We start from the raw sequence: 17,552 nt of genomic DNA, 5'->3' as shown, positions 1-17,552 counted from the left end.
AACTATTTGGAGATAATAATGCAAGAAAATATGCAAATAGAAGCAAAAAAATTGAATTTTATATATGGAGAGGGAACGGCATTTGAACAATATGCCCTAAGGGATGTATCATTTACAATAAAACAGGGAGAGTTCATAGGTATTATAGGACATACAGGTTCTGGAAAATCTACATTGATACAGCATTTGAATGGTCTAATAAAGGCTACATCAGGTGATTTATTGTTTAAAGGTGAAAATATATATGCTCCAAAGTACGATATGAAGCTTTTGAGGCAAAAAGTAGGCTTGGTATTTCAATATCCTGAACACCAGCTTTTTGAGGTGGATGTACTCTCAGATGTTATGTTTGGACCAAGAAATCAAAAACTTTCTGAGGAAATAATAGAAGCTCGTGCCAAAGAGAGTCTGGCATTGGTTGGACTGGACGAAACTTATTATAAAAAATCACCTTTTGAACTTTCAGGAGGACAAAAAAGAAGAGTTGCCATAGCAGGAGTTTTGGCGATGAATCCGGAAGTTCTTATATTGGATGAGCCTACAGCCGGACTTGATCCAAAAGGAAGAGATGAACTTTTTGAAGAAATCATTGAGCTGAAAAAATCAAGAGATATGACCATTATTTTGGTTTCACATAGTATGGAAGATGTAGCAAAATATGTGGATAGACTCCTTGTTATGAATAATGGAGAACTAGTGCTTGATGGAACTCCTAAGGAAGTTTTCAAGCAGTATAAATTCCTTGAAAGTATTGGACTTAGTGCACCGGGAATAACCTATATAGTTGAAAGATTAAAAAAAGAAGGTATAGACTTGGGTGACGATATTACCACAATACGAGAGGCAAAAGATGCAATATTAGAATATATCAGGAGAAAGGATAAAAATGCTTAGAGATATTACATTGGGACAGTATTATCCCATAAATTCTGTAATACATAGACTTGACCCAAGGACCAAGCTTTTTGGTACAATGATTTTTATCATTTCTCTATTTATAGCAAACTCTTGGTTGGGGTATGCACTTGCGACAATGTTTTTGGTACTTGCTATAAGTTTATCAAAAGTTCCGGTAAAATTTATGTTAAAGGGACTTAAGGCAGTACTGATACTGCTTATTATAAGTGTAAGTTTTAATCTGTTTTTAACTGATGGTGAGGTTATACTTAAGCTTTGGATATTTAAGATAACCAAAGAGGGAGTTAGAGTTTCAATATTTATGGGTCTAAGATTAATTTTTCTCATAGTGGGTTCATCCATAATGACTTTGACTACAACTCCAAATGCATTGACAGATGGACTTGAAAAAAGTATGGGTTTTTTGAAGGTTATAAAGATACCGGTACATGAGATATCTATGATGATGTCAATTGCTCTTAGATTCATACCTATCTTAATAGAGGAGACTGATAAGATAATGAAAGCACAGATGGCAAGGGGTGCTGATTTTGAGTCAGGAAATATTGTACAAAAGGCAAGGGCGATGGTGCCTCTGCTTGTACCTCTGTTTATTTCTGCAATGAGAAGGGCTACAGATTTGGCAATGGCAATGGAAGCCAGATGTTACCATGGTGGTGAGGGCAGAACCAAGCTTAAACCTTTAAAATATAAGAAAATTGATATACTTGCATATTTATATTATTTAATATATATGATTATATGTATTTCTATAGTTTTTGTTTTTAGAAAGTAGGGTAATGAGAAGAATAAGACTTATAGTATCCTATGACGGTACAAATTATTGTGGCTGGCAAAAACAGCCAAATGGTATTACAATAGAAGAAGTACTTAATAATGCTATTTCAAAGCTTACCGGAGAAGAGATAGAGATAATAGGTGCTTCAAGGACAGATTCCGGAGTTCATGCCTATGGAAATATAGCTGTATTTGATACAAATGCCAGAATGGCGGCAGATAAGTTTGCATTTGCTATAAATCAAAGACTTCCGGATGATATTAGAATACAACATTCTGATGAGGTTGAAGCAGGTTGGCATCCAAGAAAGAATAACTGTATAAAGACTTATACATATAGAATTTTAAATCGTAAGATTGATATACCTACAGAGAGACTTTATGCACATTTTTGTTACTTCAATCTGGATGTTGATAAAATGAGAGAGGCAAGCGGATACTTTATAGGAACACATGATTTTACAAGCTTTTGTTCACAAAAATCTCAGGCCTCATCACCTGTAAGAACTATATTCTCTTTAGAAGTATTACAGGATGAAGATATGATTACAATAGTAATACGAGGTGATGGATTCCTCTACAATATGATTCGTATCATAGCAGGTACTTTGATAAAGGTGGGGATGGGAGTTTATCCGCCAAGCCATATAGTGGATATAATGAAAGCAAAGAATAGAAAACTTGCAGGGCAGACCATGCCTGCAAAGGGACTGACTTTGGTAGAAATTGAATATATTTAAGAGAGATGCGAGATTATCGCATCTCTTTTTTTGAAAAAAATTATAAATAGCAAGATATGTAGAAAAAAGGCTATAAACAGCAATAAATGTGTAGTCAAAATATTAAGATAAATAGTACAATAATTAAAATTAAAGGAGGAATATGTTGTATTCAGCAGGAATTAAACATGATAAGAATAGTATTATCAGTTTATTTATAACAGAGTTTAGAATTTACGAGAAAAGAACTGTATTATTCAGACTATTATTAGGAGCAATATTTATAATAGCTGCAATATTTCTTAATGTTGCTACTCCGATAAAGGGAATAATGATTGCTATAGGAGCGTGGTTTATATCAAGTACAGATTTTCCGGCAAGACTTAGAGCTGATGAAAATATAAGAAAGTTTGGAAATGAATTTCCTATATTCAAGTATGAGTTTAAAGGTTCATATTTTATAGTTAAAGAAAAGAAATCAATGAATATAGATTATTCAAAAGTAGAACATTTAGTCTTAGATGGGGAATATATTTATATTTTTATGGGTAGATCAAATGCCATAATACTTGATAAGAAAGAAGTTAAGGGATTTTTGAAAAATACTTATACAGATACTATTGAATCATTCAAGATTTTTTTGGAAGAAAAAACGAAAAAGAAATTTGAAGTGTCAAAAAGTCTTATTTTTCTCAATATATTTGATATAGTGGATATTTTCAGAAAATGAAAATAATGACAGATATATGGTGGGTTCATATATTTGTATTATATAGGAATAATGTTCCGGATAAAATTTAGGAGGTTATTATGGTAATAAAGAAAATTATTACTAGCGTGCTGGCAGGAGTAACGGCATTGTCACTTGCAGCTTGTGGTGCACCAAGATTTACAGTAAATGATGCAGGTGAAAAAGTATTCAACTTAAAACTTGGTCATAATATGGCTGAGGATCATACTGTACATATTGTTTTATCAGAGTTCGTGGAGAGTGTGAGAGAGAAGTCGCATGGTACTATCAATATCACAATATTTCCGAATGGAACTCTGGGTTCTGAAACTGATATGATTGCTCAGATTCAAGGCCAGGCACTTGATATGGCAAAGGTTTCAGCATCAACATTGGGAAATTTTTCGAAACTGTATAATGCGTATGCGGTACCATATGTTTTTAATGATAAGGAACATTATTTTGGTGTAATGGATAGCGATATAGCAAAAGAAGTGTATGAGTCGACAGAAGCTGACGGTTTTAGAGGACTTACTTGGTTAGATTCAGGTGCCAGATCATTCTATACAGTTAAGCGACCAATAAGGAAGCCGGAGGATCTAAGGGGACTTAAGATAAGAACTATGGATTCAAAGATGGCTATTGATATGATGAAGGCACTTGGAGGTTCTGCAACTGTTATGGGATATTCTGATATTTATACAGGATTGCAGCAAGGTGTAATTGATGGTGCAGAGAATAATGTTACAGCTATGAGAGACCATGGAGAAGTGGCACATTATTATTCATATGATGAGCATACCAGAATCCCTGATATTATAGTTATGTCAGAAAAGATCTGGGATGAAATGAGTGATGAACAAAGAGCCGTAATGACTGAGTGTGCAAGAGAGGCATCACAGGAATATATAGGCAAATGGGCAGAATTCGAGAATAAGGTCGTAGATAAGGCAAAAAATGAGTTTGGTGTAGAATTTGTTACAGATGTTGATAAAGCTGCATTCCAAGAGGCTTGTAAACCAATATATGATGCTTTAAAGACTGAACAGCCTGAAGTTTATAATATAGTTGAAAAGATACAAAATTTCAAAGTACAGAAATAGGTGGAAATATGAAAGCACTTGATAAATTTTTGGATAATGCCATGAGGTTTTTGATGGCTATAGCTATGGGTTCACTGGTAGTTGGTGGAACATGGCAGATTTTTACAAGATGGATTTTAAAAAATCCTTCTACATTTACTGAAGAGTTTATGAGATATATGCTTATATGGGCAAGCATGATTGGATCTGCATATTGCTTTTATAAGGATAAGCATTTGGCACTTGATCTTGTAAAGGATAAGCTTAAAGGTACCCCTGCAATGTGTTTATCAGTTTTTATTGAAGTATGTATACTGACATTTTTATTTGTAGTATTTGTTTATGGTGGTGGACGTATGGCAATCAGCTCTACTAACTATTCACCTGTAATGCATATACCTTTTAAAGTTTTGTATATAGTGCTTCCATTGTCAGGCATATTGGCAATACTGGGAAGAGTTTTAAAATATATTCAGTATTTTAGCGAAAGAAAGGCAGGTAAATAAGTGGTTATACAATCGGTTTTAATGCTCTTTGGCGTATTTTTTGTAATGTTATTTGCCGGAGTTCCTATTTCAGTTGGTATTGGTATAGCTTCCATTGCAACTGCTTTGGCAAGTTTTGATCCAAATCCGGGTATCGGGGTTTTATCATTTATAGCAGCACAGAGAAGTTTCTCAGGTATTGACTCATTTTCATTATTGGCATTGCCATTCTTCACATTGGCAGGAAATATAATGAATAAAGGTGGAATTGCAAACAGACTTGTACGACTTGCAAGACTCTTTGTGGGCTGGATTCCGGGATATCTGGCGGCTACAAATGTACTGGCAAATATGTTTTTTGGTGCTATTTCAGGTTCATCGGTTGCGGCTACATCTGCCATGGGAAGTATTATGAGCCCGCTTGAACTTGAAGAAGGTTATGATCCGAACTATTCTGCAGCTGTAAATATTTGTTCTGCACCTACAGGAATTATTATTCCGCCGTCAGGTCCGCTGATTCTGTATTCAATTACAGCAGGCGGAGTTTCAGTTGCGGCACTTTTTATGGGAGGATATCTTCCGGGTGCATTACTGGGTATTTGTGTTTTGATAGTAGCAATGTTTATTGCATATAAAAAGGGATATAAATCATCAACCGTAAAAGAAGATGTACCTGCAATCAAGATAATAATTGATGCAATACCTTCATTACTTGCAGTTATTTTGGTTATGGCAGGAATCCTGCTTGGATGGTTTACCGCCACAGAGGCAGGAGTGGTTGCTGTACTTTATTGTGGAGCACTTGGATTTATATACAGAGAGCTTACATTAAAGAATGTATATGAGCTTTTGGCAGATACTATGATGAGTTCAGCAACAATACTTTTCCTTATATCAACATCTACCATTATGTCATATGTAATGACAGTTTCGGGTATACCGGGAGCTATCAGCTCTATGATAATGGGAGTTTCAGACAATAAATTTGTAATTTTACTCATTATGAATGTATTTTTGCTGGTTATGGGAATGTTCCTTGATCTTACACCTGCAGTACTTATATTTACACCTATATTCCTTCCGATAGTAAAGAGCATTGGTATGAGTCCTGTGCATTTTGGTATAATGTTTATTATGAATCTTGGTATCGGATCTGTAACACCACCTGTAGGCTCTTGCTTATTTGTAGGTTGTGGTGTTGGTAATGTTAAGATTGAGGGTGTAACAAAATATATTATTCCAATGTTTGTAGCCATGGTTGTGGCACTGTTACTTATCACATATATACCGTTTATATCACTGGGAATACCTTATCTGGCAGGACTTGTGTCATCAATTTAATAGGAGCGTTTATGCAAATTGTAAAAAAATTTGAGTCCTTATCTAAGGATGGTAAATTTTATATAGTACATACTAATAATGCAGATATAAAGATTTATTTTCTTACAGATGAAATCATAAGAATAAGAGCATCTTTTGATAAGAATTTTAAGGAAGAATCATATGTTCTATCAACTCTAGGTTGGGATGACAGACTTGATATTGTATCAGGAGAATATAGAAAGAAAATAGATCCTATTGAGCCTGATATAAAAGAAGACGAAGACCAAATATTATTCGAAACTGAAAAACTAAAGCTGATTCTTGATAAAAAAAGCATAGGATTTTGTCTGTATGATATAGAGGGAGATTTACTATACTCGGATTTAAATGGCAATCCTTTTATACTTGATTCAAACAATAGAGTAAATCATTATTCAAGGATGGAAGAAGACGAATGCTTCTATGGCTTTGGTGAAAAGGCGGGAATCTTAAATAAGAATAAGACTTTCCTACGAGAAAGAGCCACAGATGCCATGGGCTATGATGCTGATAAGATGGATACATTATATAAGCATATACCATTCTATATAAGAATGAGGAGAGCAAGTAAAAAGGCTGTAGGACTTTTCTATCACAATTTCTATGAATCTGTCTTTAATATGGGCTGTGAAAAGAGTAATTACTGGCCCAGATACACATATTTTCAGGCAGACGGAGGTGATATAGATCTCTATCTTATTGGTGGTAACAGTATCAAAAGAGTAGTGGATAATTATACTTTATTGTCAGGAAGACCTGCACTTTTGCCAAAGAGAGCACTTGGATATCAGGGCTCATCAATGTATTATCCTGAACTTGAAAAGGACTCTGATGACGCAGTGTTAGAATTTATTGATACCATTAAAGAAGAGGGATTTCCGATAGATGGATTTCATCTCTCAAGTGGTTATACAAGCTATAATAATAAAAGATGTGTATTCACCTGGAATTTAGACAGATTTAAAGATCCTAGAGATTATTTCAAAAAAATGAATGATAAAGGAGCACAGAATGTTCCTAATGTAAAGCCCGGAATACTTTTAATGCATCCCAAATTTGATGAGTTTGTAGAAAAAGATGTATTTGTAAAAGACTCTGAAAAAGATACATACGCAATAGGAAGTTGGTGGGGAGGAGATGGAGCCTTTTGGGACTTTACAAAGGCTGATGCCAGAAAAGCTTGGAAAGAGTACCTTACAGAGAATGTAATAGATATCGGTACAGACTCTATTTGGAATGACAACTGCGAGTACGACTCACTCTTAGATAAGGATACAAAAGTAGATTTTGACGGAGAAGGTGGAACGATAGGAGAATTAAAGCCTCTTATGAGTACTATAATGTGTCAAATAGCAAATGAAGCGGTAGTTGAACATAATGAAAATGCCAGACCTTATGTGGTTTGCAGGAGTGGAAGTGCCGGCATACAAAAGTATGCACAAACATGGTGTGGTGATAATCTCACCAACTGGAATTCTCTAAAATATAATATTCCTATTATCACAGGCATGGGGCTTTCGGGTCAACCAAATGAAGGTGCAGATATAGGAGGATTTGCAGGCCCTGCACCGAGTGAAGAACTCTTTGTACGTTGGGTACAAAATGGTATATTCCAGCCTAGATTTTCGATCCATTCTGCAAGCAGTGATAATACTGTAACTGAACCATGGATGTTTAAAAATTCTACTGATATTATCAGAGATGCTATAAACTTTAGGTATAAGCTAACACCTTATTTCTATTCTTTGGAGTATGAAGCAAGCAGGCATGGCAGTCCAATAATGAGACCATTGGTATATGAATTCCAAAATGATGAAAATACTTTTGATGAAAGTTTTGAATTCACATTGGGAAGAGATATTTTAGTGGCGAATGTACTTGAAGAAAATGCAAGGAGCATTGAAGTATATCTTCCTAAGGGTAGTACATGGTACGATTACAATGATAATTTTAAGAAATACGAGGGTGGACAGACTATAGTAATACCGGTTGATATTTCCACTATACCTATGTTTATCAGAAGTGGTGCTATTATACCTATGTCTGGAAATAAGCTTACAAGTATGGCGATGGATAAGGTTGAAGCTTTGGAGCTTTTGGTGGCTACAGGTGAAAATAGAAGCTTTGTACTATATGATGATGACGGTGTAAGTAATGACTTCAAAAAAGGTGTATTCAAAAAGACTACTATAGAGATGTCGGGAGATGAGATTATAAAGCTTAACTTTAAGTCTGAGGGGGGCTATAAGGACAGCATAAAAACTGTAAGGACAAATATCATTAAGAAAGAAAAGAGTCCTTTCCATGTTAGTCTTGCAGGCAGAAAGCTGCCACATTTCTTAAACAGAAGAAAATTTGATGCATCAAGTGAAGGTTGGTATTATTCACAGACAAATAGAAGCGTTGAGATAAAATATGATAATCCGGAAAGTGATTATGAGCTTATTGTATCTTTTGAAATGTTTGATTTGATAGGTATGTAAATGATAGTAAAAGGCTTTGAAAAATTAATTGAAATCGAAAACGGTTATATGATAGAGGCAAAGAATGCCTCTATCAAGGTTATTGCACTTACTGATGAAATAATTAGAGTAAGAGTAAGCTTTGACAAAAAATTTATAGAAACTTCTTATGCTCTGATAACCACCGCTTGGGAAGATAATCTGGATGAACTTTTTGTAGATGAAAGGACAAGGATTGAAGCAGCCAAATTGGACTACAAAGAGGATGATAAGAAGATAGTATTTAGAACAAAGAAATATATACTTACACTTAGAAAAGATCCTCTTTCTTTCAGTTTGGAAGATGTCTTTGGAAATGTTATATACAGAGATTTGAAGGAGAGGGCTTTTGATAAGGACTATCTTGGAAGAGTCTCACATTACTCACTTTTGGATTTGGAAAAAGATCATTTCTACGGTTTTGGTGAAAAAACGGGTCATCTTGATAAAAAGGGCAGAAGGCTTAGGATGAATCCAAAGGATGCTATAGGTCATAACCCCGAAAACGGAGAGCCTTTATATAAGCATATACCTTTTTATATAAGAATAAATGAGGATATTAAAAAGCCTCTGGGATTATTCTATAACAACTCATATGATGCTGTTTTTGATATGTGCAATGAAATAAGCGGATACTGGGACAGATATACATATTATCAGGCTGAGGGCGGTGATATAGATCTTTTCTTTATATGTGGAGAGAACATAAAGGATGTTATAGATAATTATACATATCTTACCGGAAGATCTGCAATGCCTACAAAGCAGGAAATGGGATTTACCGCATCTACAATGTACTATGCAGAATTGGAAGAAAATTGTGATGAGGAAATATATAAGGTAATCAAAAAGCATTTTGATGAAAATATATATATTGATAATTTCTGGTTGGCATCAGGGTATTCATCAGGCGAAAAAGATAATCTAAGATATACATTTAACTGGAATAAAAAGAGATTTCCGGATCCTGAAGGATTTTTTGAAAAGATGAATGCCATGGGAATAAATGTTATTCCAAATATGAAGCCCGGAATATTGCCAAATCATCCATATATGAAGGAATTTGTAGAAGCTGATGCATTTGTAAAAGATTCTGAGGGAAAAGAAGACTATATAGGTCGCTGGTGGGGTGGTTATGGAAAATTTATCGACTTTACTAAGGAAAGCGGCAGAAAAGTTTGGGGTGAACTTTTAAAGAGAACCTTACTTTTAAAGGGTTCAAAAACTGTATGGAATGATAATTGTGAGTATGACGGTGTAGAAGACAGACTTGCAAGAGTGGACAATAACGGTCAGGGTGGAAATATGGCTGAACTAAAAATAATCCACTCAAATATGATGGCATATGTGGCTAAAAAAGCGCTTGCAGAGGTTTATCCGAATGAAAGACCATATATTATAAACAGGGCAGGATTTGCAGGTATACAAAGATATGCCCAAGTTTGGGGCGGTGATAATCTTACATCCTGGGATACACTAAAATACAATATTGCAACAATAATAGGAATGGGACTTTCAGGAGTTGCAAATATGGGATGTGATATCGGCGGTTTTGCCGGAGGAGCACCGGAGGGAGAACTTTTACTTAGGTGGATACAAAGCGGTATATTCCAGCCCAGATTTTGTATGAATTCAGCAAATAATGATAATACAGTTACTCAAGCCTTTATGTATGATGAATATATGCCTGAGGTGATAGAAGCATATGCTCTGAGATATAGAATGATTCCATATATGTATTCACTTATGAGAGAGGCCAATTTAAAGGGCACACCTGTAATGAGACCTTTATTTATGGAATTTCCCAATGATATAAATACATATAATGATAAGAATCTTACATTTATGTTTGGCAGCAGTTTACTTGTGGCAAATGTATTTGAAAAGGGAGCCAAGATTAGAAAAATATATTTGCCTGAGGGTTCAAGCTGGTATGATATAAATGATAGCTTTAGAGAATATCAAGGTGGTCAGACTATTTATATTGATGTAAACAGTTACAGTATACCTATGTTTTTAAGAGACAGCGGTATTTTCTTTACAACAAATGATATACATCAGGCGTCAAGAGATATTGCAAAACAGCTTGATTTTACTATATCTGCCAAGTCAGATGTTGAATTTTTTATATATGATGATGACGGACACTCCAAAGACTATGAAAAAGGAAAATATCTAAATACTTTGGTCAAGGTAAAAGCCGGAGATATTACTACTATTTCCTTTGAAAAGAGCGGTGATTATAAGGAAAGCATAGAAAATATTACTTTAAAACTTGTAAGTAAGAAAAAAGGTGCCTTCTATGTAAGTGCAGATGATAAGCTTTTAAAGAGATTTCTGGTAAAAGATAACTTTGATGAGGCAAATGAGGGGTGGTATTATAATCTTTCAGACAGAACCATAATGGTAAAAACTAAAAATCCAAAGAATAAAAGCTTTGATATAAAGATAAGTACAGAGAAATTTGATCTTATAGGAATGGTATTGGAAAATGAATAAAAAAGGCTGTTGTCCGGAGACAAAAATATAGTAGTTAAGCTATATTAATTAATGTAAGTCCTCGGTACAACAGCTTTTTTCGGCTTGTTATCAAGTGTTAGAATGGGTTGATTTTCAACTCACTTTTTATATTTGTAACTAAGTAGACAATATATTCAAATTTATTTTTTTATATTTACTTATAAAAAATTAGTGTATATAATTAATAATAATAGGAATTATTATTAGTTAAAACGACGAAATTACAAAAATGCTATTGTGTATACAATTATTTTATGTTAAATATAATAGTAACAGGTTAGGGAAACCTATTATTTACCTTTCTGGTATAGTTATTTTCCTATACTGATTAGAACAAAAATATTTTATTTATATAAGGAGGCAATTATGTCATTGATTAACAAAGAGGTTGGAGAGTTTAGTGTACAGGGATTCCATAAGGGAGATTTTGTTGAAGTATCTAAGAAGGATATCTTAGGAAAGTGGAGCGTATTTTTCTTCTATCCAGCAGATTTCACATTTGTATGTCCTACAGAGTTAGAGGATTTACAGAAGAACTATAAGGAGTTTGCTGAGGCAGGATGTGAGATTTATTCAGTTTCAACAGATACACATTTCACACATAAGGCATGGCATGACCATTCAGAGCGTATCTCAAAGATTGAGTATCCAATGCTTGCAGATCCTACACATGTACTATCAAGAGATTTTGAAGTGTATATCGAGGAGAACGGTTTAGCAGAGAGAGGTTCTTTTATAATAAATCCTGATGGAAAGATCGTTTCTTATGAAGTAAATGCAGGTGGAGTTGGAAGAAACGCAGAAGAGCTTTTAAGAAAGCTTCGTGCTTGTCAGTTCGTTCATGAGCATGGTGATCAGGTTTGTCCTGCAAAATGGCAGCCGGGAGCAGAAACATTAAAGCCAAGTCTTGATCTTGTAGGTCAGTTATAATAATAGGGGATATTATGAGTAAGAACATGTATGATGCAGTCATTGTGGGTGGAGGTCCCGCAGGTCTGACGGCTGCTATTTATTTAGCTAGAGCATATTATCGTGTACTTGTTATAGAAAAAGAAAAATTTGGCGGTCAGATTACTCTGACTGCCGAAGTTGTAAATTATCCGGGTATTGAGCATATTTCAGGTGCAAAGCTTGGCGAGCAAATGAGAAAACAGGCTGAAAACTTTGGTGCTGAGTTCTTGCTTGCTACAGTAAATTCCATTGATATGGATGGTGATATCAAAAAAGTTCATACATCAAAGGGAGATATTGAGTGCTTTGGAGTAATACTTGCAACAGGTGCATCTCCAAGAATGATAGGATTTGAGGGAGAAGCTAAGTTCAAGGGACATGGAGTTGCATATTGTGCAACATGTGATGGAGAGTTCTTTAAAGGAAAGGAAGTTTTTGTTGTAGGCGGAGGTTTTGCTGCAGCAGAGGAAAGTGTATTTTTAACAAAGTATGCAAGCCATGTGACTATTCTTATAAGAGAACCTGACTTTACCTGTGCAAAGACTACAGCTCAACATGCCTATGATAATGAAAAAATCACAGTACTTACACATACTGAAGTAGTAAAAGTTGAAGGTAATGATGTTCTAGAGAGAATTGTTTATAAGAACAATCAAACAGGCAAGGAAGAGGTCTTTGAAGATAAAAATGGATTTGGAGTGTTTGTATTTGCCGGATATGAACCTGCGACTGCTATTGTAAAGGTCTTTGGAGTATTGGATGAAAGAGGATATGTGATTACAGATGCATCAAAGAAAACTTCAGTTGAAGGATTATATGCAGCAGGAGATGTCTGTATAAAGCCTCTTAGACAGGTAGTAACTACTGTTGGAGATGCAGGTATTGCAGCAACAGAACTTGAAAAGTATATTTCTTCAATGCACAAAAAGACAGGTATTAAGCCTATAGTTCCTGTTCGCCAGTCAGGTGCAGGAAAAGGAAGTTTACCTAAGGAAGAAGTTAAAGAAGAAGGACTATTTTCATCTGATATGCTTGCACAGTTAAATACTGTGTTTGGTAAGATGGAAAAAGATATTTTACTTAAGGTGTATGTGAAAGATGATGACACCTCAAAGGAACTGCTTTCATATATGTCAGAGCTGAGTAAGCTTACAGAAAAAATATCTCTAGAAGAAATTCATGATGATTCCAAGGCACCGCTTGTAGAAGTATGCAAGGATGGAGAATACAGCGGTTTAGCTTTCCATGGGGTACCCGGAGGCCATGAGTTTACTTCATTTATTCTTGGTATATACAATGTATCAGGCCCGGGACAGGGATTAAGTGATGATATCAAAGAGAAAATTCTTGCGATAAAAGAAAAGGTTTCATTTAAGCTTCTGGTATCATTAAGCTGTACTATGTGTCCTGATTTGGTTGTAGCGGTGCAAAGAATAGCTTCATTGAACCCATTGGTAGATGCTCAGGTTTATGATATAAATCATTTTGGAGACTTGAGAGAAAAATATCATGTGATGAGTGTGCCATGTATGGTAATGAACGAAGATAAAGTTTTCTTTGGCAAAAAGAGTATAGAAGAAGTCCTTGATTATATAAACAACTAAATACTGAAAGTCATTGAATTTAAAAGGCTGAACTATGTTATAAAAGTCAAGTTTTGTAACGGTTCAGCCTTGCTTTTTATATAGAAAAAATGATAAAATATTGAATGTCTGACAGCGTGAATTGTAGCATATTCCGAAGTTGGAGTTGTAGCTTTTAAGTATTGTTTATTAAAGCCTTTCAAGGTTAAAACAAGGGGAATAATAATGAAACTCAATCAAAAAAGTATTTTAGAAAATACAGCAAAATGGAAAGAGCTTGGCTATGCACTACCGAAGTATGATAGAGAAGCCGTAAAAAAGAATACACTGGCAAATCCAAACTGGATACATTTTGGTGCCGGAAATATTTTTAGAGCTTTTCAGGCAAATGTACTGAATAATCTTTTAAATGAAGCTAAAACGGATATTGGACTTGTAGTGGCTGAGGGATTTGACTATGAGATAATAGACAAGGCATTTAAAAAATTTGATGATTTGACAATATATATGAAACTCTGTTGTGACGGAAGAGTTGAGAAAAATATTGTAGGATCAGTTGTAGAGTCTTTAAGAGTTGACCCTGACAATGTAGATTATGAAGCGTTGAAAGAGCTTTTTAGAAAACCTTCACTTCAAATGGTAAGCTTTACCATTACCGAAAAAGGATATGCTATAGTGGATGGAAATGGAAATACTCCATACGGAATTGAAACGGACTTTAAAATAGGTCCTGACAAAGCTACAAGTTATATGGGCAAAGTATGTGCTATGCTGTATGAGAGATTTAAGGCAGGTGCTATGCCTGTAGCTATGGTAAGTATGGATAACTGTTCACATAATGGTGATAAGTTAAAGGCTGCAGTAGTGGCGTTTGCAAAAAACTGGTGTAATAATGGTGTTTGTGATAAAGGTTTTTTAGAATATGTAGAGGATGAGCATAAGGTAAGCTTCCCATGGTCTATGATTGATAAGATAACACCAAGGCCGGCAGATTCTGTAATGGATATGCTCATTAAAGATGGCATAGAGGATGTAGACTTTGTAAAGACAAGTAAGAATACATTTGTAGCTCCTTTTGTAAATGCAGAAGAGACAGAATATCTTGTAATAGAGGATAGCTTCCCAAATGGCAGACCAAAACTTGAAGAAGGCGGTGTAATGTTTACAAGGCATGAAGTCGTAGATATGGTAGAGAGAATGAAGGTATGTACCTGCCTTAATCCACTACATACAGCCCTTGCAATATATGGATGTCTCTTAGGATATGAAAAAATTAGCGATGAGATGAAAGATGAGGAACTTACAAAGCTTATTAAGACTATAGGATATAAAGAAGGTCTTCCTGTAGTTACTGATCCGGAAATTATAAATCCGAAAGACTTTATAGACACAGTTGTAAAAGTAAGACTTCCAAATCCTTTTATGCCTGACACACCACAAAGGATTGCCTGTGATACTTCACAAAAGCTTGCAATAAGATTCGGTGAGACGATCAAAGCTTATGTAAAGTCAGATGTTTTGAATGTAGCTGATTTGAAGCTTATTCCTTTGGTATTTGCAGGTTGGGCAAGATATCTTATGGGAATAGATGATAATTTAAATAAATTTGAACTTAGTCCGGATCCATTACTTGAAAAGGTGGTTACTATTTTAGCAGATATCAAGATTGGTGATAGAGATGTACATTCAAAGATTGAAAAGCTCTTTAGTGATGCTTCCATATTTGGAGTAAATCTTTATGAAGTAGGATTGGGCGAAACTGTTGAGAATTATTTTGTGGAACTTATAGCAAGAAAGGGTGCAGTAAGAGATACATTAAAGAAGTATGTATAAGGGCCAAAAGGTTCTTTTGATAAAATATAAGCATTAAGTAAGGAGAAATGTATGCAAATGACTTGGCGTTGGTACGGAGAAGGGAATGACTCCGTTACCTTAAAGCAGATCAAGCAGATTCCGGGTGTTGAAGGCATTGTATGGGCATTACATAATAAGGCTGCCGGAGAAGTTTGGGAAGTAGCTGAAATAGAAGAGGTAAGAAAACAAATTGAGCCATATGGCTTTAATATGGATGTTGTAGAATCTGTAAATGTCCATGATGATATAAAAATAGGCTTGCCCAGCAGAGATGCTCTTATCGAAAATTACAAGATAACTCTTAGAAATCTTGCAAAATTCGGTGTAAAAGTAGTGTGTTATAATTTTATGCCAGTATTTGACTGGACCAGGACTGATCTACACCATGAGCTTCCGGATGGATCGAATGCCCTTTTTTATGAGAAGAAAATTATTAAAGAAGATCCTATGGAGATGGCAAAATATATTATCGAAGGTTCGAAAGGATATACTATGCCGGGATGGGAGCCTGAGAGACTTGAGCATTTGCAAGAACTTTTTGATGCATATAAGCCGGTGACAAAAGAGAAACTTTGGGAAAATCTGAAGTATTTCTTAGAGGCTATTTTGCCAACATGTGAGGAATGTAATATTAAGATGGCCATTCATCAGGATGATCCGCCATGGGATATTTTCGGACTCCCAAGGCTTTTGGTAGATGAGGCTGCTATTGATAAATTTTTGAAATTGGTAGACAACCCATATTCAGGACTTACACTTTGTTCAGGTTCACTTGGAGCAAATGAAAATAATAGAGTTGCAAATATAGTAAGAAAGCATTGTGACAGAATATATTTTGCACATGTACGAAATGTAAAGCATTATGAAGGTGGAGATTTCTCAGAAGTTTCACATAGAGATTGCGATGGAGATGTAGGAATACTTGATATTGTTAAAGCATATCATGACTGTGGCTATACTGGATATATTCGTCCTGACCATGGAAGACATATCTGGGATGAAAAAAGTAGACCGGGATATGGACTTTATGACAGAGCACTTGGTGTTATGTATATCCTTGGTATATGGGATACACTTGAGAAGTTTGATAAGAAATAAAGTATCTTTTTAGGAGGGCTTGTCCCTCCTTTTTTGGTAGAAAAAATTTACATGTGTTAAGTATTAGTGTATTTATTTAGAATATGTTTCTTCGATTGGAATTTGATTGTAAGAAAATTGTAATTTTTTAGAAAGATAAATTACATTGCATTATTAGAGGGATAGTGATATTATCCTTTATGTTTGGTTAAGAAAATATTAATTTACGAATATGGAGGGATATATGAAGAAATTTTTAGCAACAATAACATTAGGAGTAGCATTAACAGTTGGTGCAGCATTTGCAGCTGTAGCAGCTCCATCAGTGATAGTAATACCATCAAAAAGCACAGCTACAGTAACAACAGCAACGCCATCAACAGCAACATCATCTGTTGCAACACCATCAACAGCAACAGGTTCTAACTCAGGAAGATCACGTGGTTCTTCAGGTGGATCATCAGGTGGTTCAGGATATAAGTCAGCAAAGAGCTCAGCTCAGAGTGTTTCAAATTCAGCAGGAACATGGGTTAAGGATGCTAATGGCTGGTGGTTAAACTATGGTGCAGGAAATTATGCAAAGAATACTTGGGTATTTAAGGATTCTAACTGGTATTATTTCAATGCAGATGGTTATATGTATACTTCATGGTTATATATCAATAACAACTGGTACTACTTACATGATGACGGTCATATGAACATAGGTTGGTTGCGTACAGAGGATACAAAGTTATGGTATTACTTTGATGCCAATGGTGCTATGTGGTACAATGCAACAACTCCTGACGGATACTATGTAAATAGTGACGGAGTTTATGTAGAAAGATAATTATATAAAATTGTAAGGTGGATAGATCTTTGGTCTGTCCACCTTTTTGCTTTTAAGTTCTATATCATTTAAAACACAATTTTTGCACTTTAAGTACATATTCTGAACATAAATTTAAGGGATAATACAGAGCATAGATATCAACCCCATTTTAGAAACGA

Annotated in this window: 14 protein-coding genes; all 14 read left to right on the top strand. The window is 35.0% G+C overall.

Translation table 11 applies throughout. The annotated features are described in order from the left end of the window. Nucleotides 1-18 precede the first annotated feature (18 nt). The 14 genes from D4A81_RS07195 (at nt 19) to D4A81_RS07130 (ending at nt 17,391) form a co-directional block, all read left to right on the top strand. A complete protein-coding gene (locus tag D4A81_RS07195) occupies nt 19-894 on the top strand; it encodes an energy-coupling factor transporter ATPase (protein ID WP_111524503.1) in 876 nt (291 codons plus the stop codon). Continuing rightward, nucleotides 887-1,693 carry an energy-coupling factor transporter transmembrane component T family protein gene (locus D4A81_RS07190; RefSeq protein WP_111524502.1) on the top strand — a complete coding sequence of 269 codons (807 nt, stop codon included), beginning with the start codon at nt 887-889 and terminating at the stop codon, nt 1,691-1,693. Before D4A81_RS07195 ends, D4A81_RS07190 begins: the two co-directional genes overlap by 8 nt. Before the next feature lie 4 nt (nt 1,694-1,697). Then, nucleotides 1,698-2,435 carry a tRNA pseudouridine(38-40) synthase TruA gene (gene truA / locus D4A81_RS07185; RefSeq protein WP_111524501.1) on the top strand — a complete coding sequence of 246 codons (738 nt, stop codon included), beginning with the start codon at nt 1,698-1,700 and terminating at the stop codon, nt 2,433-2,435. A 142-nt stretch (nt 2,436-2,577) separates the two neighbouring features. Then, nucleotides 2,578-3,144 carry a hypothetical protein gene (locus D4A81_RS07180; RefSeq protein WP_111524500.1) on the top strand — a complete coding sequence of 189 codons (567 nt, stop codon included), beginning with the start codon at nt 2,578-2,580 and terminating at the stop codon, nt 3,142-3,144. 80 nt (nt 3,145-3,224) lie between these two features. Then, on the top strand, nt 3,225-4,247 hold the full coding sequence (locus D4A81_RS07175) for a TRAP transporter substrate-binding protein (RefSeq protein WP_111524499.1): 1,023 nt from the start codon (nt 3,225-3,227) through the stop codon (nt 4,245-4,247). Between the two features lie 8 nt (nt 4,248-4,255). Then, nucleotides 4,256-4,732, top strand: a complete 477-nt coding sequence (locus D4A81_RS07170; RefSeq protein ID WP_111524498.1) for a TRAP transporter small permease — start codon at nt 4,256-4,258, stop codon at nt 4,730-4,732. Beyond that, on the top strand, nt 4,733-6,052 hold the full coding sequence (locus D4A81_RS07165; RefSeq protein ID WP_111524497.1) for a TRAP transporter large permease: 1,320 nt from the start codon (nt 4,733-4,735) through the stop codon (nt 6,050-6,052). Between the two features lie 11 nt (nt 6,053-6,063). After that, the gene (locus tag D4A81_RS07160; RefSeq protein WP_111524496.1) at nt 6,064-8,556 is read left to right on the top strand and encodes a glycoside hydrolase family 31 protein; all 2,493 of its coding nucleotides are present in this window, start codon (nt 6,064-6,066) and stop codon (nt 8,554-8,556) included. After that, nucleotides 8,557-11,073 carry a glycoside hydrolase family 31 protein gene (locus tag D4A81_RS07155; protein ID WP_111524495.1) on the top strand — a complete coding sequence of 839 codons (2,517 nt, stop codon included), beginning with the start codon at nt 8,557-8,559 and terminating at the stop codon, nt 11,071-11,073. It abuts the gene before it with no gap. 387 nt (nt 11,074-11,460) lie between these two features. Further along, complete coding sequence (ahpC, locus tag D4A81_RS07150; RefSeq protein ID WP_009663512.1) at nt 11,461-12,024, top strand: alkyl hydroperoxide reductase subunit C; 564 nt, start codon at nt 11,461-11,463, stop codon at nt 12,022-12,024. Nucleotides 12,025-12,038: 14 nt separating this feature from the next. Beyond that, the gene (locus D4A81_RS07145; RefSeq protein WP_111524494.1) at nt 12,039-13,649 is read left to right on the top strand and encodes an FAD-dependent oxidoreductase; all 1,611 of its coding nucleotides are present in this window, start codon (nt 12,039-12,041) and stop codon (nt 13,647-13,649) included. Between the two features lie 204 nt (nt 13,650-13,853). Beyond that, nucleotides 13,854-15,461, top strand: coding sequence for a mannitol dehydrogenase family protein (locus D4A81_RS07140; RefSeq protein WP_111524493.1), 1,608 nt, complete (start codon nt 13,854-13,856; stop codon nt 15,459-15,461). A gap of 51 nt (nt 15,462-15,512) precedes the next feature. Further along, complete coding sequence (gene uxuA / locus D4A81_RS07135; protein WP_111524492.1) at nt 15,513-16,580, top strand: mannonate dehydratase; 1,068 nt, start codon at nt 15,513-15,515, stop codon at nt 16,578-16,580. Between the two features lie 223 nt (nt 16,581-16,803). After that, nucleotides 16,804-17,391, top strand: a complete 588-nt coding sequence (locus D4A81_RS07130) for a cell wall-binding protein (RefSeq protein ID WP_111524491.1) — start codon at nt 16,804-16,806, stop codon at nt 17,389-17,391. Nucleotides 17,392-17,552 lie beyond the last annotated feature (161 nt).

Origin of the sequence: Lachnoanaerobaculum umeaense, assembly GCF_003589745.1 — a bacterium.
Taxonomy (GTDB): Bacteria; Bacillota; Clostridia; order Lachnospirales; family Lachnospiraceae; genus Lachnoanaerobaculum; species Lachnoanaerobaculum umeaense.
Note: the sequence above shows the minus strand (reverse complement) of the source record. Positions and strands in the feature narration are given on the sequence as shown.